The organism is Nocardia sp. NPDC003183, assembly GCF_053590715.1.
The window spans coordinates 374,323-396,409 of sequence record NZ_JBSFTG010000003.1 but is presented as its reverse complement, the minus strand read 5'-3'; the positions used below and the strand labels follow the sequence as shown (position 1 = coordinate 396,409).

At 68.4% G+C, this 22,087-nt stretch carries 22 protein-coding genes; 12 read left to right on the top strand and 10 right to left on the bottom strand.

Translation table 11 applies throughout. From position 1 onward, the window contains the following. Window positions 1-22 precede the first annotated feature (22 nt). Window positions 23-1,783 carry a proteasome ATPase gene (arc, locus tag ACWDXS_RS13745; protein ID WP_056809924.1) on the top strand — a complete coding sequence of 587 codons (1,761 nt, stop codon included), beginning with the start codon at window positions 23-25 and terminating at the stop codon, window positions 1,781-1,783. A gap of 297 nt (window positions 1,784-2,080) precedes the next feature. Here arc and ACWDXS_RS13740 read toward each other — a convergent pair whose 3' ends face one another. Together ACWDXS_RS13740 and ACWDXS_RS13735 are read right to left on the bottom strand one after the other, a co-directional pair. After that, window positions 2,081-2,761 (bottom strand): peptidylprolyl isomerase, encoded by a 681-nt coding sequence (locus ACWDXS_RS13740; protein ID WP_387443273.1) that lies wholly within the window; start codon window positions 2,759-2,761, stop codon window positions 2,081-2,083. A gap of 136 nt (window positions 2,762-2,897) precedes the next feature. Then, complete coding sequence (locus tag ACWDXS_RS13735) at window positions 2,898-4,019, bottom strand: methyltransferase (protein ID WP_449965520.1); 1,122 nt, start codon at window positions 4,017-4,019, stop codon at window positions 2,898-2,900. A gap of 228 nt (window positions 4,020-4,247) precedes the next feature. On the opposite strand from ACWDXS_RS13735, the gene ACWDXS_RS13730 reads away from it, so the two are divergent. Together ACWDXS_RS13730 and ACWDXS_RS13725 are read left to right on the top strand one after the other, a co-directional pair. After that, the gene (locus ACWDXS_RS13730) at window positions 4,248-4,883 is read left to right on the top strand and encodes a TetR/AcrR family transcriptional regulator (RefSeq protein WP_378988144.1); all 636 of its coding nucleotides are present in this window, start codon (window positions 4,248-4,250) and stop codon (window positions 4,881-4,883) included. Then, window positions 4,880-6,385: an ArnT family glycosyltransferase gene (locus tag ACWDXS_RS13725; RefSeq protein WP_449965516.1), complete on the top strand. Its 1,506-nt coding sequence runs from the start codon at window positions 4,880-4,882 to the stop codon at window positions 6,383-6,385. The genes ACWDXS_RS13730 and ACWDXS_RS13725 overlap by 4 nt, the downstream gene beginning before the upstream one ends. A 123-nt stretch (window positions 6,386-6,508) precedes the next feature. Here the strand turns inward: ACWDXS_RS13725 and ACWDXS_RS13720 are convergent, their stop codons facing one another. After that, window positions 6,509-7,903 (bottom strand): aminotransferase-like domain-containing protein, encoded by a 1,395-nt coding sequence (locus ACWDXS_RS13720; RefSeq protein WP_449965513.1) that lies wholly within the window; start codon window positions 7,901-7,903, stop codon window positions 6,509-6,511. Window positions 7,904-8,025: 122 nt separating this feature from the next. On the opposite strand from ACWDXS_RS13720, the gene ACWDXS_RS13715 reads away from it, so the two are divergent. From ACWDXS_RS13715 to ACWDXS_RS13685, 7 genes are read left to right on the top strand one after another with little or no spacing between them, the layout of a single operon-like run. Continuing rightward, window positions 8,026-8,865 (top strand): nitrilase-related carbon-nitrogen hydrolase, encoded by an 840-nt coding sequence (locus ACWDXS_RS13715; protein ID WP_449965510.1) that lies wholly within the window; start codon window positions 8,026-8,028, stop codon window positions 8,863-8,865. After that, entirely contained in the window at window positions 8,865-10,283 is a 1,419-nt protein-coding gene (gene hydA / locus ACWDXS_RS13710) for a dihydropyrimidinase (RefSeq protein WP_449965507.1), read from the top strand. Before ACWDXS_RS13715 ends, hydA begins: the two co-directional genes overlap by 1 nt. Window positions 10,284-10,311: 28 nt before the next feature. Next, entirely contained in the window at window positions 10,312-11,355 is a 1,044-nt protein-coding gene (locus ACWDXS_RS13705; protein WP_449965504.1) for a TIGR03842 family LLM class F420-dependent oxidoreductase, read from the top strand. Between the two features lie 31 nt (window positions 11,356-11,386). Then, the gene (locus ACWDXS_RS13700; RefSeq protein WP_449965501.1) at window positions 11,387-12,328 is read left to right on the top strand and encodes an ABC transporter permease; all 942 of its coding nucleotides are present in this window, start codon (window positions 11,387-11,389) and stop codon (window positions 12,326-12,328) included. 50 nt (window positions 12,329-12,378) lie between these two features. Next, entirely contained in the window at window positions 12,379-13,215 is an 837-nt protein-coding gene (locus tag ACWDXS_RS13695) for an ABC transporter ATP-binding protein (RefSeq protein WP_449965498.1), read from the top strand. Next, window positions 13,215-13,979: an ABC transporter permease gene (locus tag ACWDXS_RS13690; protein WP_378988120.1), complete on the top strand. Its 765-nt coding sequence runs from the start codon at window positions 13,215-13,217 to the stop codon at window positions 13,977-13,979. Before ACWDXS_RS13695 ends, ACWDXS_RS13690 begins: the two co-directional genes overlap by 1 nt. Before the next feature lie 13 nt (window positions 13,980-13,992). Further along, window positions 13,993-15,135, top strand: coding sequence for an ABC transporter substrate-binding protein (locus tag ACWDXS_RS13685; RefSeq protein ID WP_449965494.1), 1,143 nt, complete (start codon window positions 13,993-13,995; stop codon window positions 15,133-15,135). A 52-nt stretch (window positions 15,136-15,187) separates the two neighbouring features. On the opposite strand, the gene ACWDXS_RS13680 is transcribed toward ACWDXS_RS13685, so the two are convergent. Continuing rightward, window positions 15,188-15,691, bottom strand: coding sequence for a nitroreductase/quinone reductase family protein (locus ACWDXS_RS13680; protein ID WP_379313818.1), 504 nt, complete (start codon window positions 15,689-15,691; stop codon window positions 15,188-15,190). A gap of 58 nt (window positions 15,692-15,749) precedes the next feature. Here ACWDXS_RS13680 and ACWDXS_RS13675 point away from each other — a divergent pair, with 58 nt between their 5' ends. Then, a complete protein-coding gene (locus ACWDXS_RS13675) occupies window positions 15,750-16,118 on the top strand; it encodes an arsenate reductase family protein (protein ID WP_387443295.1) in 369 nt (122 codons plus the stop codon). Between the two features lies 1 nt (window position 16,119). On the opposite strand, the gene ACWDXS_RS13670 is transcribed toward ACWDXS_RS13675, so the two are convergent. The 5 genes from ACWDXS_RS13670 to ACWDXS_RS13650 all read right to left on the bottom strand — a co-directional run bounded on the left by ACWDXS_RS13670 (window position 16,120) and on the right by ACWDXS_RS13650 (window position 20,067). Beyond that, window positions 16,120-16,671: an NUDIX hydrolase gene (locus ACWDXS_RS13670; protein WP_379313820.1), complete on the bottom strand. Its 552-nt coding sequence runs from the start codon at window positions 16,669-16,671 to the stop codon at window positions 16,120-16,122. Window positions 16,672-16,762: 91 nt separating this feature from the next. After that, window positions 16,763-17,647: a membrane protein insertase YidC gene (gene yidC, locus ACWDXS_RS13665; RefSeq protein ID WP_449965488.1), complete on the bottom strand. Its 885-nt coding sequence runs from the start codon at window positions 17,645-17,647 to the stop codon at window positions 16,763-16,765. A gap of 94 nt (window positions 17,648-17,741) precedes the next feature. Further along, the gene (locus ACWDXS_RS13660) at window positions 17,742-18,104 is read right to left on the bottom strand and encodes a DUF6412 domain-containing protein (protein WP_378988102.1); all 363 of its coding nucleotides are present in this window, start codon (window positions 18,102-18,104) and stop codon (window positions 17,742-17,744) included. A 59-nt stretch (window positions 18,105-18,163) separates the two neighbouring features. Beyond that, window positions 18,164-19,177, bottom strand: a complete 1,014-nt coding sequence (locus tag ACWDXS_RS13655; protein WP_449965485.1) for a DUF4873 domain-containing protein — start codon at window positions 19,175-19,177, stop codon at window positions 18,164-18,166. Next, entirely contained in the window at window positions 19,174-20,067 is an 894-nt protein-coding gene (locus ACWDXS_RS13650) for an AurF N-oxygenase family protein (protein WP_379315390.1), read from the bottom strand. Before ACWDXS_RS13650 ends, ACWDXS_RS13655 begins: the two co-directional genes overlap by 4 nt. A gap of 110 nt (window positions 20,068-20,177) precedes the next feature. On the opposite strand from ACWDXS_RS13650, the gene ACWDXS_RS13645 reads away from it, so the two are divergent. Continuing rightward, window positions 20,178-20,903, top strand: coding sequence for a TetR/AcrR family transcriptional regulator (locus ACWDXS_RS13645; RefSeq protein WP_378988093.1), 726 nt, complete (start codon window positions 20,178-20,180; stop codon window positions 20,901-20,903). Between the two features lies 1 nt (window position 20,904). On the opposite strand, the gene ACWDXS_RS13640 is transcribed toward ACWDXS_RS13645, so the two are convergent. After that, entirely contained in the window at window positions 20,905-22,086 is a 1,182-nt protein-coding gene (locus ACWDXS_RS13640) for a DUF418 domain-containing protein (protein WP_449965480.1), read from the bottom strand. Between the last annotated feature and the right edge of the window lies 1 nt (window position 22,087).

The following is a 22,087-nucleotide window of genomic DNA, read 5'->3' as shown; positions in this document are numbered from 1 at the left end:
CGGGACTGGGAGGAGCAGCATCATGAGCCCCAACGAGAATTCGGATTCGGCGGCCTGGCGAGAGCTCGAGGCGGTACGCGCCGAGTCGGCTGCTCTTCGCAGGCAACTCGCCGATTCGCCGGATCGCGCACGCGAATTGGAAGCCAGGATCGATTCGCTGACCATCCGCAACGGCAAGTTGATGGACACGCTCAAAGAAGCGCGCCAGCAGCTGATCGCGTTGCGCGAGGAAGTCGATCGTCTCGGCCAGCCGCCGAGCGGATACGGCATCGTCATCCACGCCTACGAGGATCAGACGGTCGACGTCTTCACCTCCGGGCGCAAGATGCGCCTCACCTGCTCGCCCAACATCGACGCCGACGCACTGGAATACGGCCAGACCGTGCGCCTCAACGAGGCACTCACCGTCGTCGAGGCCGGAAATTTCGACGCCATCGGCGAAATCGGCACGCTGCGTGAGATTCTCGACGACGGCAGGCGCGCCCTCGTGGTCGGCCACGCCGACGAAGAGCGGGTGGTGTGGCTGTCGGGTCCGCTGTCCAAGATCGCCGAATACGACGACATGGCAGACCCCGATTCGCCGATTCGCAAACTGCGCCCGGGTGATTCGCTGCTGGTCGACACCAAGGCGGGCTTCGCGTTCGAGCGCGTTCCCAAGGCCGAGGTCGAAGACCTTGTGCTGGAAGAGGTTCCCGACGTCGACTACACCGACATCGGTGGCCTGGGCCGTCAGATCGAGCAGATCCGCGATGCGGTGGAACTGCCGTTCCTGCACAAGGATCTGTTCCGCGAGTACGCGCTTCGCCCGCCCAAGGGTGTGCTGCTCTACGGTCCGCCCGGCTGCGGTAAGACGCTGATCGCCAAGGCGGTGGCCAACTCCCTCGCCAAGAAGATCGCCGAATCGCGTGGTCAGGATGCCAAGGAAGCCAAGTCGTTCTTCCTCAACATCAAGGGTCCCGAGCTGCTCAACAAGTTCGTCGGCGAGACCGAGCGCCACATCCGCATCATCTTCCAGCGAGCACGCGAGAAGGCCTCCGAGGGCACTCCGGTGATCGTGTTCTTCGACGAGATGGACTCGATCTTCCGCACCCGCGGTTCCGGTGTCTCCTCCGATGTGGAGACCACCGTTGTGCCGCAGCTGCTTTCGGAGATCGACGGTGTGGAGGGTCTCGAGAACGTCATCGTGATCGGCGCGTCCAACCGCGAGGACATGATCGACCCCGCGATCCTGCGGCCGGGCCGTCTCGATGTGAAGATCAAGATCGAGCGCCCCGACGCGGAATCGGCGCAGGACATCTTCTCGAAGTACCTCACCGAGACGCTGCCGCTGCACGAGAGCGATCTGCGCGAGTTCGACGGCGACAAGCAGGCGTGCGTCGAGGCGATGATCGAGAAGGTCGTCGAGCGGATGTACGCCGAGAGCGACGACAACCGGTTCCTGGAGGTCACCTACGCCAACGGTGACAAGGAGGTCCTGTACTTCAAGGACTTCAACTCCGGCGCGATGATCCAGAACATCGTGGACCGGGCGAAGAAGTACGCGATCAAGTCGGTGCTCGACACGGGTAACCCGGGTCTGCGGATCCAGCACCTGTTCGACTCGATCGTCGACGAGTTCGCCGAGAACGAGGACCTGCCCAACACCACCAATCCCGATGACTGGGCCCGGATCTCGGGCAAGAAGGGTGAGCGGATCGTCTACATCCGCACGCTCGTCACGGGCAAGAACGCCTCGGCCAGCCGGGCGATCGACACCGAGTCCAACACCGGTCAGTACCTGTAGTCACGAACCGCGAAGGCCGCGTCCCGGTGGGGCGCGGCCTTCGCGGTTCTGTGCACTTTTTTTCACCGAAACGCTGCGCGGGGGCAAGTGAATAGGGCACGCTTCACTTGTTCGTTTCACCTGATGAGGACTTACGAGGAGCGTTGTCATGGCCGGTTCCGCCGCTGAATTGCTGACCGAGATCATCCTGCAGACCATCCAGAACCTGTTCAGTTCGATCAGCGCCGGCTGATCGAACCAGCCTGCTGCGACGAGGGCCGCGTCTCCCGATTCGGGAGGCGCGGCCCTCGTCGTGGATCAGCCCTGTGTGGTGGTCACGGCGTTGAAGACCACATCGGCCACCGGGGTGCCGTCGGCGCCGCCACCCGCGACACCGGCGTTGGCGACGTTGGTCAGCGCGTCCAGGCCCTCGGTGATGGTGCCGAAGGGGGTGTAGTTCGGCGGCAGCTGGGTGTCGCGGTAGACCAGGAAGAACTGGCTGCCGTTGGTACCGGGGCCCGCGTTGGCCATCGCGACGGTGCCCGCCGGGTAGACCGCGCCCGCGAGGTTCTCGTCGGTGAACTTGTAGCCGGGGCCGCCCATGCCGGTGGCGGTGGGATCGCCGCACTGGAGCACGAAGATGCCCTGGGTGGTGAGCCGGTGGCAGCGGGTGTGGTCGAAGTAGCCCTCGCTCGCGAGGAAGGCGAACGAGTTCACCGTGCGCGGGGCAGCGGCGGCATCGAGCGCGATCGTGACTGCGCCGCAGGTGGTGTCGAGGGTGGCGGTGTGGCTCGCCGCGGTGTCGATGGTGAGTGCCGGTTCGGTGGGCCACTGCTTGCCGTTGGGCTGACCCGCCGCGGCGGGTGCGCAGCCGGGGATCACTGCCTGCCGCATCGGTGCGGTCTGCGCGGCGGGGGCGAGTGCCACCAGGGCGGCCGCGGCGATGCCGACGCCGACGAGCGCGCGAATGAAGGGTCGGTCCTGCGAAATGCTGGTCACCTTGGCGGGATCTCCTCGAGAGCGGTGCTGCCGGACGATGTACCGCGCATCCTGCCAGTCGCAGCGGCTCGCGTGGGGACAGACCACCGGATCCGGTCCGCTCGTCGTGTGATCGACACAGAATCCTGTGTTTTCGCTAGCGAGTCCGCAACCGCCACAGTGTGGTCGTCTCGGCGGTGCGGGCCGCGGCGAGGGGGTCGTCGCGATCGGTCGCGCGGGGATGGCGCGGCCGCGTGGTGAGCTTGCCGAGCACGGACAGGCCCGCGTCGTCGAGCAGGCGGGGGATGTGGTCGGGCGGGCGCAGGCCGAGCAGTTCGGCGAGGTCGGACAGCACCAGCCAGCCCTCGCCGTGGGGGGTGAGGTGCGCGCGCAGGTCGCGGGCGAATTCGGTGAGCATCGACTGATCCTGGTCGTAGACACCGCGTTCCAGGTCCGACGTCGGTACGCCGGGCAGCCAGGGCGGATTGCACACCACGAGATCGGCGCGGCCGGGCGGGTACAGGGTGGGTCCGGTCACGGCGATCGTCCGGCCGAAGCCGAGCCGTTCGGCGTTGTCCTTCGCGCACCGCAACGCCCGCGGGTTGATGTCGGTGGCGACGATCTCGGGGACGCCGCGGGTGGCGAGCAGTGCGGCCAGTACGCCCGTGCCGGTACCGAGATCGAACGCGGTGCGGATCTCGGGATCCAGTGGCGCGTCGGCGACGAGATCGACGTATTCGCTTCGGGTGGGCGAGAACACGCCGTATCCGGGGTGCACCCGCGCTCCGAGCGCGGGGACTTCGACACCCTGCTGCTGCCACCGGTAGGCGCTCACCACACCGAGGAGTTCGGTGAAGGCGACCACGCGTTCGGCGTCCGCCGGACCGTACGCCGCCTCGCACGCCGCCGCCACGTCGGGAGCCCGGCGCAGATCGAGCTCGTAGCCCTTGCCCAGCCGGATCAGGAGACTGCCGAGAATGCCCGCCCGGGTGCGCCTTCGGATTCGCTCGTGTTCGTAGAGCGCGCCGAGATCACCGCCTGCGGGCTTCTTCGCCGGCTTGCGATCGGCGCGCCGGCCCAGCGCTTGTAACAGTTGGCGACCATTGTTGTAATCGCCCTGCCACAGCAGTGCCTCACCGGCCCTGATGCGGCGATACGCGTGATCGGCCGAGAGCCGGTCGTCGGCGGTGGTGACGGTGCGCGGCGCGGGTGCGCCGTTCTCCGAATGCCAGACGGCGGTGTGCTGACTGTGCTCTTCGGTCCATGCGATGGTGGACACGGGCTCTCCCGGTGATCGACGGTGCTGGTGACTCGGGTGCATCGACGCGATGCCCGACGCCGAGGTCGGTCGCTAGCGCGCCGGGATGCGACCGATTGCGTCGTCGAGGGCCGTGTCGAGCGTCACCACTGCTGCCTTTCCGCGGGAGGGATTCCTCATTCTGCCGCATCGGCCCAGGCTGACGTCATCTAGGGCGCTTTTTCAGGTCGTTCGTGCTAAATTCTGACCATGCGGCCAGAAAACAAGCCGGATGGGCAACAGCGCTCGTTCATCGAGGAGGCGCGACGGCGGCAGATCATCGCCGCCACCGTCGAGGTCGTATCGGAACTCGGGTACGCCAACGCCTCTCTGGCCCGGATCGCCGAGCGTGCCGGGATCTCCAAGGGGGTGATCTCCTACCATTTCGACGGCAAAGACGAGCTGATGTCGCAAGTCGTCACCCAGCTCTACGTCTCGGGATCGGAGTTCATGGCGCCGATTCTCACCGCGGCGATCGCCGACGGCTACCGGGCGGCCCTGCACGCCTACCTGTCGTCGAATCTGCAATTCATCGACGACAACAAGAGTTACGTGGCCGCCGTCGGCGATATCGTGCTCAACGTGCGCGGCCCGGACGGCACGCTGCGATTCGACACCGCCGACGGTGAGCGGGAGATCATCGCCCCGCTGGCCGCGGCGCTGGCCGAGGGGCAGCGCACCGGTGAGTTCGGTGACTTCGATCCGACCGTGCTCGCGCGGCTGATCCGCGATTCGATCGACGGCGTCGCCGTCCGGGCGGTGCGAGATCCCGATTTCGATGTGCGCCGGTATCGCACGCACCTCATCCGGATGTACGACGCGGTGACCAGGAAGGACGACCGATGACGACTACTGCGGTATCCACGGAACCCGATGTGGCGCGGGAGGTTCCGTCGTTCGCCACGCTCGGCGTCGGTGCGATCGCACTGGTGGCCTCGATCGGTTTGTTCGCGGTGCTCGGGCAGTACGGATTCTTCGGCGACGAGTTGTACTTCCTCGCGGCGGGCGGCCATCACCTGGCGGTCAGCTACGCCGACCAGGGCCCGCTGGTGCCGCTGATCGCCCGGTCGATGGATTGGCTCGCACCGGGTTCGCTGGTGGCACTGCGACTTCCGGCTCTGGTGGTCACGGTGGCGGGCATCGTGCTCGCCGCGGCGATCGCACGGGAGCTCGGGGGCGGGCGGGGCGCGCAGCTGATCAGCGCGGCCGCCTACGCGACGTCACCGTTCCTGCTCGTGCAGGGCAGCCAGCTCTCGACCAACGCGATCGACGGGCCGCTGTGGGTGCTCATCACCTGGCTGCTCGTGCGCTGGGTGCGGACTCGCGCCGATGCGTTGCTGATCTGGGCCGGCATCGTCACCGCGATCGACATGCAGGTCAAATGGCTCATCCCGTTCTTCTGGATCTGCGTCGGAATCAGCGTGCTCGTCTACGGGCCCCGTGAGCTGGTGCGCAGGCCCGCGCTGTGGATCGGCGCCGCGATCACCGCGGTCGCGATGGTGCCCAGCCTGCTGTGGCAGGCGGCGAACGGATGGCCACAGCTCGCGATGGGCGGCGTGGTCAGTGCCGAGCAGGAGATGATCGGCGGGCGGTTGATCTTCGTGCCGGTCGCACTGCTCGCGGCCGGACTGCTCGGCGCGATCCTGCTGGTCTACGGCACGATCCGGTTGTTCCGTGCGGAATCGCTTCGCCCCTACCGGTTCTTCGGGCTGGTGGTCGTGCTGCTCGTGGTCGCGTTCGTGGCGACCGGCGGGCGGCCCTACTACGCCGTCGGCATCTATCCGATCGCGATGGCGGCCGGGGCTGTCGGGCTGGTCGAGACGAGGGCCACGTGGCAGCGGATCGCCGCGGTTCCGGTGATCGGGCTCTCGGTCGCGCTCGCCGCGTGGTCGCTGCCCTGGCAGCCGGAGTCCTCGATCCCGCCGAGCACCGGTGGCGCGGACCTGCTGCTGCACGGCAAGTTCGGCTGGTCCGACCTGGCCGCGTCCACCGACCTCGCGTACCGGACACTGTCACCGGCCGAGCGCGCGCACGCGGTGATCGTCGCCGAATCCTATTGGCAAGCAGGGGCACTCGAGACCTATCGGCAGCAGTACGGCTGGCCCGCGGTGTACAGCCCGAGTCGTGGGTACGGCTATCTCGGCACTCCACCGGATTCGGCGTCCACGGTGGTCTATGTCGGCGCGCAGCACGAGGAGTTGCGCGCGCACTTCGGATCGGTGACGCCGATCGGCCGGGCCGACGCCCGGCTCGGCTACGCGGGTGCCACCCGTGATGTGACGATCTGGCGCTGCGAACTGCCGGTGCGACCGTGGTCGCAACTGTGGACCGACCTGCGTGAGATGTAGCGCCACAACGTGACCGCGCACGGCCGCCCGTCGGAAGCGGTGGACGGAGTGGGCCGGCGGCCGGGGTGCGGCGGGCCCAGCCCCGCCCCACCAGGCCGTCGCCGCGCCAGGCGTGATCAGCGTTCAGGATCTGCGGATGCGGCGGTAGGTCGGGGTGGCGGTCGCCGCGGTGGCGAGCTCGGCGGCGAGCCAGGCGATGTCGGTGTCGCCGAGTGCGCCCAGCGTCAGGCGCAGATGGTCGCCGGCAGGCTGCTCGCCCGCTTCGAACGGGCCGCCCGGCGCGGCCTTGATGCCCGCGGCGGCGAGGCTGATCATCGCGGCGTTCTCGTCGGAGACCGGGAGCCAGACATTGATGCCGTCGCCCGCGGCCACGACGACATCGTGGCGGGCCAGCGCGCGGCGCAGAACGGTGGCGCGCCTGCGGTATTCGAGGCGCGCGCCCGCGACGGCAGCGCGCGCCCCGGCATCGTGGAGCATCGTCAACAGCACGCGCTGTAGTAGCCGGCTGGACCACCCGGGCCCGAGCATCCGGCGTTCGACCACCGGATCCAGCAGTGCCGCGGGCCCACCCGCGACGGCCAGCCGCAGATCGGCGCCGTGGGACTTGGAATAGGAGCGGATGTAGACCCCGCGATCGGGGAATCGCGCGGCCAGGGAGCGCAGCGGGGTGGTCGCGATGCCCGCGGAGTGGTCGTCCTCGATGATCAGCGCGGGGTACGAGCGCAGTATCGCCGCCAGTTCGCGGACTCTGGCCGCGCCGAGGGAGGCGCCGGTCGGGTTGTGGGCGCGCGGTTGCAGGATCACCGCGCGCGGCGCCGGTCCGTCGAACGCGCGCGCGAATTCCTCGGGCCGGAAGCCGGATTCGTCGAGTCGGACGGCGATCGGGCGCGCGCCGAGGCGGGCGAGCAAATCGAGAAACGGCGGGAAGCACGGATCCTCGACGATCACCGGGTCACCGAAGCGCACGTGCGCGGCGAGGAGCCGGTCCACCGCGTCGAGGGCGCCGTCGAGGACGGTCAGCCGTTCGCACGGCCACGGCCAGTCGGCACGCAGCGCCTCGGCGAGTGCGGGCAGCACCGCCTCGCCGAGATAGTGCGCCGAGAGATCGCCCGGCGCGGTATCGCGCGAGAGCGCGTGCAGGGCGGCGGCCAGGTCGGGCAGCAGCGCCGGATCGGGGGTGCCGTGCGACAGGTCGACGCGAAAGGCGTTGTCGGAGTGCGAGTGCAGGCGCTGATACCGCCCGATCGGCGTCTGCAGTCTCTCGCCGACGAACGTGCCCGCCCGCCCGCGCGCGGTGATCGCGCCGGTCGCGGCCAGCGCGCGCCAGGCCTGGCTGACGGTGGCGGGGGACACCCGGAGTTCGCGGGCCACCTCGCGCACGGTGGGCAGCCGGGTACCGGGAGCGAGTGCGCCCGAGCGGATGCGGCGACCGATCGCGGCGGCGATCCCGGCGGCGGTTCGTTCGTCGAGGTCCCCGGCGAAGTCCGCGGGCAGTGCGGTCGGCGAGGCTTCGGTCATGGACTCATTCTGCGGGGTAGTGCGCGGCCGATCCGTGGTGCACGCCAACGTTTACGGCACCGAAACTGTTTCCGCGCTCTTGTAACACAACAGAATCAGTTGTAGGTGCAGTATAACAAAGCATGGGAATCGTCAGAGCGGCGCTCGTCCAGACCACCTGGACCGGTGACAAAGAATCAATGACCACAGCGCACGAGGACTACGCACGGGAGGCGGCGGCGCAGGGTGCGCAGGTGATCTGCTTCCAGGAGTTGTTCTACGGCCCGTATTTCTGCCAGCTGCAGGACACCAAGTTCTACGAGTACGCCGAATCGGTACCGGGCCCGACGACCGAACGGTTCTCGGCTCTGGCCGCCGAGCTGAACATGGTGATGGTGTTGCCGGTGTACGAGCGCGAGATGGACGGGCTGCTCTACAACACGGCGGCTGTGATCGACGCCGACGGCTCCTACCTCGGCAAATACCGTAAGCACCACATCCCGCAGGTGACCGGATTCTGGGAGAAGTTCTACTTCCGGCCGGGCAATCTCGGCTGGCCGGTATTCGATACCGCGGTCGGCAGAGTAGGCGTCTATATCTGTTACGACCGCCATTTCCCCGAGGGCTGGCGAGCGCTCGGCCTCGCTGGCGCCGAAATCGTGTTCAATCCCTCGGCGACGTCGAGGGGGCTTTCCAGCTATTTGTGGAAACTCGAGCAGCCTGCCTCGGCGGTGGCCAACGAGTATTACGTCGGTGCGATCAACCGGGTCGGCATCGAGAGCGAATACGGCGACGACGACTTCTACGGCACGAGCTATTTCGTCGACCCCGAGGGGAAGTTCGTCGGTGAGGTCGCCTCCGATACTTCGCCGGAATTGGTTGTCCGGGATCTCGATATGGATCTGATCAAGATCGTGCGCGAGAGATGGGCGTTCTATCGCGACCGTCGCCCGGAGGCCTACGGACCGTTGGTGAACCCCTGATGCGCACCTTCATCCACGGCGGGACGGTGGTGAGCGCCACCGGTTCCCAGCTCCTCGACGTGCTGATCGACGACGAGACGATTGTCGCTGTCCTGCAACCGGGTTCGACCGCGCTCGGCGCTGATCTCGCGGCCGACGCGGACACGGTGATCGACGCGACCGGCAAGTACGTGATCCCCGGCGGTGTCGACGGGCACACGCACATGCAGCTGCCGTTCGGCGGCACCGAGGCCAGCGACACCTTCGAAACCGGGACCAGGGCAGCGGCCTGGGGCGGCACCACCACGATCGTCGACTTCGCGGTGCAGAAACCGGGCCAGCGGGTGCAGGACACCCTCGCGGAATGGCACGGCAAGGCCGCGGGGCAGTGCGCGATCGACTACGGATTCCATCAGATCATCGGCGACGTCAACGACGAATCCCTCAAGGGGATGAGCGAACTCGTCAGCGAAGGCGTCACCAGCTTCAAGCTGTTCATGGCCTATCCGGGGGTCTTCTACTCCGACGACGGCCAGATCCTGCGCGCCATGCAGTCCGCGGGCGACCTCGGTGCGCTGATGATGATGCACGCGGAGAACGGCATCGCCATCGACGTTCTCGTCGAACAGGCCCTCGCGCGCGGCGACACCTCGCCCTACTTCCACGGCACCAGCCGTCCGTGGCAGATGGAAGAAGAAGCAACCCATCGCGCGATCATGCTGGCGCAGTTGACCGGTGCCCCGCTGTATGTGGTGCACGTCTCGGCGAAACAGGCGATGCAGCAGATCGTGACCGCGCGTGACAACGGGCAGAACGTGTTCGCCGAGACCTGTCCCCAGTACCTGTACCTCTCACTCGAACAACAGCTGGGCGCACCGGGTTTCGAGGGTGCCAAGTGGGTCTGCTCGACACCGCTGCGCTCGCGCGCCGAGGGGCATCAGGACGAGCTGTGGCGGTTCATCCGCACCGGCGACGTCACCGCGGTGAGCACCGACCACTGCCCGTTCTGCATGAAGGACCAGAAAGAGCTCGGTGTGGGCGATTTCAGCAAGATCCCGAACGGGATCGGCGGGGTCGAGCACCGGATGGATCTGCTGTTCCAGGGCGTCAAGGACGGGCGGATCTCACTCGAACGGTGGGTGGAGGTCTGCTGCACCACCCCGGCCCGGATGTTCGGCATGTACCCGCGCAAGGGCGTGATCAGCCCGGGTGCCGACGCCGACGTCGTGATCTACGACCCCAACGGGCACACCAGCATCGGCCTCGGCAAGACCCACCACATGAACATGGACCACTCGGCGTGGGAGGGCTTCGAGATCGACGGTCATGTCGACACCGTCCTGTCGCGCGGCCGGGTGATCGTCGACGGCGGCGCCTACCACGGCCGCGCCGGGCACGGCCGGTTCCTCCGGCGCGGCCTGTCCCAGAACCTGCTGTAGAAACCAACTGCCGAAACGGAGAGTGCCGATGGACATCGGAGTCGTCCTGCAGTGCACACCACCCTCGTCGCGGGTGATCGAACTGGCCAGAGTGGCCGAAACCCACGGGTTCTCGCACGTGTGGACCTTCGACTCGCACCTGCTCTGGCAGGAGCCCTATGTGATCTACAGCCAGATCCTGGCCGCCACCCGGAAGGTGACCGTGGGGCCCATGGTCACCAACCCGGCCACCCGGGACCAGACGGTGACCGCGTCCGTGTTCGCCACGCTCAACGAGATGTTCGGTAACCGCACGATCTGCGGCATCGGGCGCGGTGACTCGGCGGTCCGCACCGTCGGGAACAAGCCGACGACGTTGGCCACCCTGCGCGAATCGGTGGAGGTGATCAGGGAACTGGGCAACGGTCGCAGCGCCCGCGTCGGTGACGTCGAGGTGCGATTCCCGTGGGCCGCCGATTCGCGGCTCGAGGTGTGGGTGGCCGGATACGGGCCCAAGGCCCTCGAGCTCACCGGGCAGGTCGCCGACGGGTTCATCCTGCAACTCGCCGATCCCGACATCACCGCATGGACCATCGGCAAGGTGCGTGCGGCGGCAGCGGCGGCAGGCCGAGATCCGCTGTCGGTGAAGATCTGTGTCGCCGCGCCTGCCTACGTCACCGACGGATCGCGGGCCGCCCTGGAACACGCCCGTGACCAGTGTCGCTGGTTCGGCGGCATGGTCGGCAACCACGTCGCCGACATCGTCGCGAAATACGGTACGGGCGGCGATGTTCCAGCGGCGCTGACCGACTACATCGCCGGCAGGCAGGGCTACGACTACAACGAGCACGGGCGGGCGGGCAACACGCATGCCGATTTCGTGCCCGACGAGATCGTGGACCGGTTCTGCCTGATCGGGACCCCCGACGAGCAGCTCGCCCGGCTGTGGGAGCTCGAGCAGCTCGGCGTCGGCCAGTTCGCGGTATATCTGCAGCACGATGCCAAGACGGCCACGCTCGAGGCCTATGGCGAGCAGGTGCTGCCGCGGCTGAATCGGCAGGTCACCGCGATCCGAGCGGCCGGTCTGTCATGATCGCCGGGCAATTGCCGGTGGGAGTGCGCCGGTGACCACCGGGACCATCGATCCGGCGACAGCTGTGGTGCCGCAGAAGATCCGAGCCTCCACGCCCGGTCGGACCCGGTTGCTGCGCGCGGTCTACGGGGTGAGCGCGTTCGTACTCGTGGCGGTGATCTGGGAGCTGGTGAAGGTGCTGGTGCCCGCCGACGGCGTGAGCATCGCGGGCACCCGAGTACTCCCTCGCACCAGCGACGGCGCGCTCCCACACGTCTGGGCGGTGTTCACCGTGCTCGGCGACGGGGACGGTCAGGGCACCGTCGGCGCGACACTGCTGCGCACGGCGATGTTCACGTTGGGTCTGTCGTTGCTCGCGTTGTTGCTGGGCGCGGTGGTCGGCGTGGCGCTGGCGGTCGCGATGCAACGGTTCGGCTGGCTCGAACGCGGCCTGCTGCCGTATGTGGTGCTGTCACAGACGGTTCCGCTGATCGCGCTAGCGCCGCTGGTGGCGGCCTGGGGCGGCAAACTGTCCATCGGTGGTGAGCCGTGGCGGCCGTGGATGAGTATCGTGGTGATCGCGGCCTATCTCGCCTTCTTCCCGATCGCCATCGGGATGCTGCGCGGGCTACAGGCGCCGTCGGCGGCCTCGGTCGAATTGATGCGGAGCTGTTCGGCCGGGTGGTGGGCGACGTTGACGCGCTTGCGGTTTCCCGCCGCTGTTCCCTCGTTGATTCCGGCGCTGCGCCTGGCCGCGGCGGCCGCGGTGATCGGCGCGGTCGTCGCCGAGATCTCCACCGGCACCGCGGGCGGAATCGGGCGCCAGATCATCGTGTTCTCCCAGCAGGCCACCGGCGATGCGGCCCGGCTGTACGCCGCCGTGCTCGCTGCCGCGTTGCTCGGCGTCGTCCTCACCGCGCTGGTCGGTCTGGTGGAGCTGGCGCTACGCCGCTACAGCCACCCGCCGGGCACCGACACGGTGAGCGAGGGCTGATGAGCGCCGCCGAAACACTCTCCACGACAACGTTTCAGGAAGAAGTACCCATGACCACCTCAGTCGCCGAACCCGGCAGCCCGGGGTCACCGGTCTCGGCCGCGGTCGAGCTGAGCCATCTCGGCAAGACCTTCGCCGCCGGTGCGGTGACGGCACTGTCCGATGTCTCGCTCACCGTCGCGGCGGGCGAATTCGTCTCGCTCATCGGACCTTCCGGCTGCGGCAAGTCCACCCTGTTGCGGATCGTCGCCGATCTCGAGACGCCCAGCAGCGGCAGTGTCACCGTGCACGGCAAGCCGGCGCGGCAGGCACGGATCGATCAGGACTACGGCATCGCGTTCCAGCAGGCCGGTCTGCTCGACTGGCGCACGGTCGCGGCCAATGTCGAACTGCCCCTGGAATTGCACAAGGTGCCGAAGGCGCAGCGCAAGGCGCGCAGTGCCGAACTGCTCGCCATGGCCGGGCTCAGCGAGTTCGCCGACCGGTATCCGGCCGAACTGTCCGGCGGCATGCAACAGCGCGTCGCGATCGCCCGCGCGCTGGCCCGCACACCGTCGCTGCTGCTGATGGACGAACCGTTCGGTGCGCTCGACGAGATGACCAGGGAACGCATGCAGGGCGAGTTGCTGCGCATCGCGGGGGAGACCGGCGCCGCCGTCGTGTTCGTCACCCACTCGATTCCCGAGGCGGTGTACCTGTCGGACCGGGTGGTGGTGCTGTCCGCACGACCGGGCCGGATCAGTGACATCGTGGCGACCGGCGGCTGGGATCGCGAGGCGGGCACCGATGTCCGGGCGTCCGCGCAGTTCTTCGCCGCCGTCGCCGCGGTGCGCGCGGCCCTGCGCGGCGAGCACGACGACACCGCCGTGGCCGGACGGGATCTGTGATGAGGACTTGGTTGCCGCCGGTCCTGGTCGGCATCGTCGTCCTCGCGCTGTGGCAGGTGCTCACCGTGGTGGCGGGCGTGCCCTCGTTCCTGCTTCCCGCGCCCAGCGCTATCGCCGCTCAGTTCGTCGAGAACGCGGGCCGGATCCTGGACGCCTCGCTCGCCACCGGCACGAACGCGCTGATCGGGTTCGTCGCCGGGACGGTGCTCGGCCTGGCCGCCGCCGTTCTCGCGGTGCGATTCGGCGTGATCGACGGGCTGCTCACGCCGCTGGCCGCCGCCGCTGCCACGGTGCCGATCGTGGCGCTGGCACCACTGCTGAACTCGATGTACTCCACCACCACCGAGACGCCGCGACGGCTCGTGGTCACCATCGTCGTGTTCTTCCCGGTGTTCGTCAGCACCGCTCGCGGACTGCGGCAGGTGCCGAAGGTGCAAGCCGACCTGATGACCTCCTACGCCGCGTCGGGATGGCAGATCACCCGCACCGTGCGCCTGCCCGCCGCGCTGCCGCACCTGTTCACCGGACTGCGGATCGCGGCCCCCGGCGCGGTCATCGCGGCCATCATCGCCGAATACTTCGGCGGCCTGCAGAACGGACTCGGCAGCCGGATCACCTCCGCCGCGGCCAACACCGCCTATCCGCGGGCCTGGGCCTACGTCGTCGGTGCGATGTGCGTGGGCCTGGTGTTCCTGGCCGCCGTCCTGCTGCTCGAACAACTCACCCGTCGACCCCGAACCCCACTGCTGTCCACGATCCGATGAGGGAGATCAATCCATGACCGAGACCGCACTCCGGTTGCGCACCGCGCTGGCGCTGGTCGCCGTGGCCGCCGCCGCGCTGACCGGCTGTAGTACCACCGACAGTGGCTCCGAGACCACCGCCGACGGCCTCACCAAGGTGACCCTGCAGCTGCAATGGTTCAAACAGGGGCAGTTCGCGGGCTACCTGGCCGCGGTGGACCAGGGCTTCTACAAGGAACAGGGGCTGTCGGTGGAGATCCTCGACGGCGGCACCGACATCGTCCCCCAGACGGTCCTCGCCCAGGGCCAGGCCGACTACGCGGTGGCCTGGGTACCCAAGGCCCTCGCGTCGCGGGAGGCGGGCGCCGGGATCACCGAGATCGCTCAGATCTTCCAGAAATCGGGCACCAAGCAGGTCTCGTTCAAGTCCGAGAACATCGCCGGGCCCGCCGCACTGCGGGGCAAGACCGTCGGAAACTGGGGCTACGGCAACGAATTCGAGCTCTTCGCCGGGATGACCAAGGCGGGCATCGACCCGGCCAAGGACGTGAAACTGGTCCAGCAGCAGTTCGACATGAACGCCTTTCTCGCCAAGGACATCGCCGCCGCCCAGGCCATGTCCTACAACGAGTACGCCCAGCTGCTCGAAACCAAGAATCCGGCCACCGGAAAGCTCTACACCGCAGACGATTTCACCACCATCGACTGGAACGACGAAGGTGTGGCCATGCTGCAGGACGCGCTGTGGGCCAACACCGAGAAGCTGAAGGACAGCGAGTACCAGGATCAGACAGTGAAGTTCCTGACCGCCTCGCTCCAGGGCTGGGCGTTCTGCCGCGACAACCTCGACAAATGCCGCGACATCACCGTCGCCGCGGGCGCCACGCTCGGCGCCGGGCACCAGCAGTGGCAGATCAACGAGGTGAACAAGCTGATCTGGCCCTCACCCGCGGGCATCGGCACCCTCGACAAGACCGCATGGGATCGCACGGTCTCGATCGCCAGGAACACCAAGAACGCCGAGGGCGCAACGGTTCTCACCAAGAACCCCGATGCCGACGCCTACACCACCGAGTACGTCACCAAGGCGCTGGACCGATTGAAGGCCGCGGGGGTGGACGTGACGGGCGCGAGCTACCAGCCCGCGCAGGTCACCCCGACCGAGGGCGGTAAGTAGTTCACCCACGCGCGACGGTCCATCGCACGGCCGATGGACCGTCGCCGTGCGTTCAGCGCGGAGTCAGGCCGATGACCACACCGCCCTGCTGCCAGGTCTGGTAGATGTCGGCCTTGGACGGTTCGCCGTCGGGGAGGTAGCCGATGCCGTTGAACTTCGCGTTCTGCTCGTTGTCGCGCGCGATCACCGCGAACAGCTCCAGAACGTGCTGTTCGTCGGTGTACACGGTGGCGGTGAAGGTTTCGGGTGCCCCGCCACGCGACAGGCGCACCTGCGCGCCGCCCTGGAGATTCTTCACCCACGGCCGCAGCGCCGTGCCGATCAGCAAGTCGCCGCCGTGCACGGTGTAGGCCACCGGGACGTCGTAGACGGCGCCGGATCTGCGGCCGACCACATGCAGGGTGGCCAGCCGTTTGCCGACGATGCCGGACAGCACCGGCACCTTCAGCAGGCCGCGGATGAGGGTATTGAGCTGGGACTGAAAGGAGCGGATCGGCTCGGGGCCGGTGGTCGTCGGTGTGCCGTAAGGGTTTTCGGGAGACGCGGAATCGCTCATGGTCCCAGTATCGCCACGTGCGAGCGTGCCCGCAGTACAGGTGACCTACGCTGCGACGATGACATCTGGGCAGACCGAGATCTGGCACAACCCGCGCTGCACGAAGAGCCGCAACGCCACCGCGCACCTCGACGCGGCCGGCGTGGAATACACCGTGCGCCGCTACCTCGATGATCCCCCGACCGTCGAGGAACTGCGGGCGGTGCTCACGCGGCTGGGTGCGCAGCCCTGGGATATCACCCGCACCGGCGAGCAGATCGCCAAGGATCTCGGAATGGCGGAATGGGGGCGCACCGAGGCCGACCGGGACCGGTGGCTGAACGCGTTGGCACAGCATCCGAAACTGATCCAGCGGCCCATCGTGCTCACCGCCGACGGCGGCGCGGTGGTGGCGCGCGACGAGGAATCGCTGCGCGCGCTCGACTGAGTCAGGGCCGCGCGCCGTCGTCTCCGATGAGCAGGCCGTCCAGGACCGCCCGTGTGTCGGGAACGAACGGCCACGCCGGATCACGCAGATACGCACGCAGTTCGGCATCGGTCCACCACCAGCCGTCCGCGATCTCGGACGGCTGGTGGACGAACGGACCGTCGCAGCGGTACTCGTAACCGAACAGGTGGCAACGCAGCGCGCGGCCCGCCCAGTCGCCGTCCCAGGACGCGGTGGCGCGCAACGGAAGTACCGTGCCGGCGGGGACGGCGATGCCCAGCTCCTCGCGAAGTTCGCGGATCGCGGTGTCGGACGGGTTCTCACCGGCGTCGACCACCCCGCCCGCGAGGCAGTCGTGCATGCCCGCGAAGACGAGTTTGGTGTCGGTGCGCCGGTGGACGTACACGCGGGTTCCGTCGGACGATCGCACGAGAACGCCCGCGCTCGCGTGCCACAGGCCGTCGCGGTAGACGGTGCCTCGATCGGCCTCGCCGATCACCAGCCCCTCGGCGTCGTAGACGGCGAGCAGTTCGTCTTCCGGATTCGCTGACACCGCCCGAGGGTAACCGCCGGAAGCGCTGACCGGCGCGCGGTCGATCGGCCGCGAGTGCGGGGAGTTACATCCCCGCATCTCGGCCCGTGATTCATCGTTTCCGGCGCTGGGGCTTCACCCCCGGTCGCGGAGCGGCGGCTCGGGCCGCCGTGGCGACCAGCGCCTTCTTCGCGGATTCCTCGGCGGCCAGAGTGCGCCGGATCAGATACTGCTGGCCGCAGGTCCACAGCGCGTTGGTGGCGAAATAGGTGAGCACGACGACAGGCAGGACGGCGCCGCTGATGAGCGCACCCGCCGGGAACACCCACAGCGACAAGGTGCGCATGATCGCGGCCGTGCTGTTGTCCGCGACCGCCGGGGTGAGCCGGGCCGTGAAGTGCGTGGCGAGCGCGGCGATCAGCACCAGCGGGATGGCGAGCGCCGCGACCGCGACGACAACCTCACCCGCGCCGGACAGGGTCGCCGACAGCGGTGCGCCGAACAATCTGGCGTCGAGGAACGCACGGACCTCGGGCGCGCCGAACAGGTAGTTGGCGGTGGCGTTGTTCACCTCGACCGACAGCGGGCTGTCGGTCGAGGTGAACGGGCCGACCGCGTAGGCGCCGGTCCGGTCGAACGAGCGCAACACGTGGAACAGGCCGAGGAAGACCAGCCCCTGCGCGATCAGCGGTACGAACCCGGCGAACATGCTGACGTTGTGCTCGCGCTGGAGCAGCCGGATCTTCTCGGCCTGGGCGCGCGGATCGTCGCGGTGGGTGCGGCGAATGGCGTCCATCTGCGGTTGCAGCGAACGCAGAACTTGCTGGGAGCGGGCTTGCCGGAGCGCGGTGCGCACGAGCAACGCGCGGACGGTGACGACCAGCGCGACGACGGCGAGAAGCCAGGCCAGACCACTGGCCGCGCCGAGCGGGATGGCGAAGAGCTGGTGCCAGCACCACAGGACCGCGGACACGGGAAAATAGACGAAATCGAGCATGACGGGACGACCTGTCCGTGCAGCGTGCGCGAACGCACGAAAGGGGGAGTGGGATCACGAGATCCGACAGGCGGCGCCGATGGCGCGGCACCTGTCAGAGGTGATCGATCCCCGGAGCTCGTGGACGTGGACGACCGGCGGAATCCGGATTGCTCTGTCGCAGAAAGGAACCGCGCAGGCGGCGCTGTGCCGACCGCGGCGGACCCACACTCGCGACCCGGACCGGCAGGTGACTGCGACCGGTGACCGCGACCAGCGCACACACCATCGCGGCGGCGACCGCACCGAACGCGAGCATGCGGGTGGCCTCGCCGCCCGGTGTGGAGATGAGCACGAAGGCGGGCAGCACGCACGCGAGAACCGCGTACGCCATCACCATCGCCCGTGCCTGCATGTCACCGAGCATACCGACGGTGGAGGGCGGCGGTGCCCGCACGCCGAGTGGGGGGCCGTTCACCGCCCGGCAATGCACACCGGGTCGAGGTCGGTGGCTGACTCGACGGAGGAGGGTCGCGGCTATGCCTCGAGCGCGAAGGGCGGGGTGCCGATGCCGGTAACGCGGAGATTGCCCCACGGGTCGCGTTCGGTGAGGTTCGCTGCCGCGGGTGCGCGACCGGGCACGACGAGCAGGGCGGAGGCTCGCGTCGGTTCGGGGAGCGCGGTGGACGCGGCGGGGTCGAGGCGGCCGTACCAGTGGTAGCGGCCGTCGATCGGGTCGATGTGGCCGGTGAGGGTGGCGATGACGGGATATTCGGCGCCGGGTAGATCCAGGACGGCAGGCCCGGCGTAGTCGTGATCCGAGTGCCGGTCGGCGGCGACGGTGATGTCGAAATGGTGGGGTTTCGGGCGGCCCGGGCGACGCGGGCTCGGGGTCGGATCGAGCCGACGGTGGTATTCGTGCTGGGTGCTGGCGCGCACTTCGATCCGGGTGCCTGATTGCCGCTGCAGAGCGCGGACCCAGGTGGCGATGAGATCGACTCGGGCCGACTGGGCGACCCACGGTTCCTCGACGGCGGGTTCGGTACTGCCGACGAAGAACAGGTTCGGGAAGCCATGGGTCGCGATCCCGCGAAAGGTGACCGGAGCGTGCGACCATGCCGCGTCGAGCGTGCGGGCCGCACGTCCCGTGACCGGTAGTCGGACGCCGGGCGGTGTCTCGGGCAGGGCGCCGACGGGACGGTGTGCGGATTCCGATGCGGCGCCGGCCCGGAGGCGCCGGGTGGTGTCGGCGGCCAGAATCACCACCCTCGCCTGGGCGGGCTCGTTCCCGGCCGAGTGGATCAGCCAGTGGTCCCCCTTCTCGTCGAAAACGAGTTCGCTGATATCGACCAGCCGCCGGGGGACCGGCCGATCATCGCGAGACAGCCATCTGCGCGATGCCGTCCATGGTGTCCGGCGCTGTCTGCCGACCGGAGATCGGGACGCCTCGCCCGCTGAAACCGGTTCGTAGACACTTACTTCGGCGATTCCGGCCGCTCGCAGCCGCCGCACGATCGCCCGGGATTCGGTCCCGATGACAGCGACGCTCACAGCAGGCCCACCGCCCGCCACCGCCTGCGTCCGGCCGATCCGATCAGTCCGTGCTGACCCAGGAACGTCACCAGTTCCGCCGCTCCGGTCGCCCTGGATTCCCGCGCGACCGGATTGCGAAGTGCCGCACCACGTGCCTGTCGACCGTCGAGTCCGGCGCGAATGTAGATGTGCCGGTTGGTGATCAGTGACACGAACAGCGGTCCGGCCACTGCCACACACAGGCGGATATAGGCCCGCTCGCCCGCCGACATCGCGGGCACGCGCCGGGCCAGCGCGTCCCTGGCGAAGCCGATGTGGCGTGCCTCCTCGGTGACGTGGATGCGCATGGCGCGCGCGACGATCGGCTGCAACTGCGGATCGTCGAGCATCCGTCGCTGCAGGGCGTCGAAGATCTCCTCACCGACCAGGGCCGCCACCCACACCATCGGGCCGCGCAGCACGGCGGGTAGCGCGGTGATCGCGAGCCGCGCCGCCGGACGCGGCCAGTAGGGGCGGGCCTCGATGCGCTCGATGAGTTTGCCGAACATCATCATGTGCCTGCACTCGTCGGCCATCTCGGTGAGCGTGTAGTGCGAGGTCGCGGACGTGGGATCGCCGCGCAGCAGCTCACGCAGCAGCAGCCGGTTGAGCAGGTTCTCGAACCAGATGCCGACCGAGAGCACATTGGCCAGTTCCTGGCGCGAGAGTTCCCGCTGCTGGTCGAACGTCATCGTCGCCCACAGGTCGGTCCCGTAGAGCGAGATGACGCGCGGTGGCAGGAACAGCTTCGCCGGGTCGAGGGGTTGCTCCCAGGCGATGTCCACCACCGGGTCGTAGGTTCTTCGCAGCGAGCCGATCAGCAGGCGCTGGGCGAAGGAATCGCGCGGGGAGGCGGTAACGTTGCGCATCGCGGGCTCACTCTCGGCGGAACGTGCCACGCTTGGTGTTACAGCGTGTATCACCAAGGTTAGTGGAACGTGGTGTCACGGTCAACGTCGGCACGGGTATCGTTAGCACTGTGACTGCCCCATCCGCGCACGCCGATCAGACCGCCGCCGACGGTCGCGCCACCCGCTGGCACGGGCACAAAGAGCGCCGTCGCGCGGAGATGATCGACGCCGCCATCGAGGTGATCGAGCAACACGGTCTCGAGATCTCGGTGCAGCTGATCGCCGAGCATCTGGCGCTGCCACGACCGGTGGTCTACCGCCATGTCGGTGGCCGGGCCGAACTCGACGCACTCGCGCGGCAGCGGATCCTGGAGTTGCTGCTCGCGGAGTTGCTACCCGCGCTGCAGTCCGACGGCGCACTCAAAGACGCCGTGCGCGGCGCCATCGGCACCTATCTCGGCTGGATCGAGCGCCACCCGAATCTGCATCGCTTTCTCGGCGATGCGGCACCGCAGGGCGCGCCGAGTCTCAGCGGCGCGGGCCGTGCGGTGGGTGGACAGCTCGCCGACATCTTCGCGGCCACCCTGGCCCGCTTCGGCATCGACCCGGCGCGCGGGCGGCCGATGGCGTTCGGCATGGTCGGCCTCGTCGACGGTGTGGTGGCGAGTTGGCGTGCGGACCCGGAGCCGGTGCTCACCACCGAGCAGGTGCAGGGCATTCTGACCGAGTCGGTGCTGTCGCTGTTCGAGGGCAATGCCCGCAGTCTCGGAGTTCCGCTGCAACGGGATTCGCTGATCGCCGACCTGCTCATCGCGCCGGACGCGGCCCCGCCGCCCGACGAGCGGCTGCGCTGACTCAACCGGCCAGCGCGCGATAGGTTCGATTCCACAGCCACTCCACCGGACCGCGCTCGAAACGACGCAACCACAGGTGCGCGAAGAGGATGATCGCGACGGCCACGACCAGGTAGATCGCCACCGTGAACGGCACCCTGGCCGAATCCGGTACCCGCGCCGCCAGCCCGAGACCCCAGCCGTAGCAGAGGAAACCGGCGACCAGGTTCTGCAGGATGTAGCAGCTGAGCGCGGTGCGGCCGACTTCGCTCAGCCGGGTGCCCGCGAACCCGAGGCGTGGTTTGCGCAGGTAGAACTCGGCGACCGCGGCCAAGATTCCGAGGGCGACGAACGGTGCCGTCGCGTACCGCGCGACGAAGATGAAGTCGCCGCCGCCCGCGAGGCCGAGCGTCAGATCCAGCGGGGCGGCGATCGCGAACCCGACCACCATGAGCCGCCGTCGAATGCGTGCGCCCTCGGGCCGGAAGACGCCCGCCCGGAACAGTCGCGCGCCGAGCAGGAACAGCGCGATCGACATCGGGAACACGAAGATCGCCTCGAGCCGGAAGATCAGCGCGTGGTCGAGGCGGAACAGCACCAGATCCCAGAAGGAGCCGTCCGCGTAGGGATTGGGATCCAGCGGTGCCGGCTCGGTGCTGTCCTGCTGTGGCGCGAAGGCCAACGCGGCGGCTATCGACGTCAACATCGTCACGTGCACCGAGGCGGCGACGATCAGCCAACGGCGTTGCGCTCGTTCGGTTGTCGCGAGGATGTAGGCGACGACGAGGCCGGTCATCGCGTAACCCATCAGGACATCGAACTCCGCGACGAGCAGAAAGTTCAGCAGGCCGTCGAGGAACAGCAGTCCCGCGCGGTAGGGATATCTGCCGGGCCACGGCCGACCCGCCCGCTGGGCCGAACCCTGCTGGATGGCCAGGCCGATCCCGAACATCACCGTCAGCAGGCCCAGGAACTTGCCCTGGGCGAGCTGCTGCAGCACCCGCTCGGACCACATCCAGGCGTTCTCGGGGGCCGCGGCGAGCTCGTCCAAGTAGCCGACCATGCCCGCCGAATTGGTGAAGATCCAGATATTGGTGCCGAGGGTGCCCAGGATCGCGATGCCGCGCAGCACATCCAGCGCGATCAGGCGAGCGGGCCGGGGCGCGACGGGCGCTTCGGTGGTGGGTGCGACGGCATCGGTCATG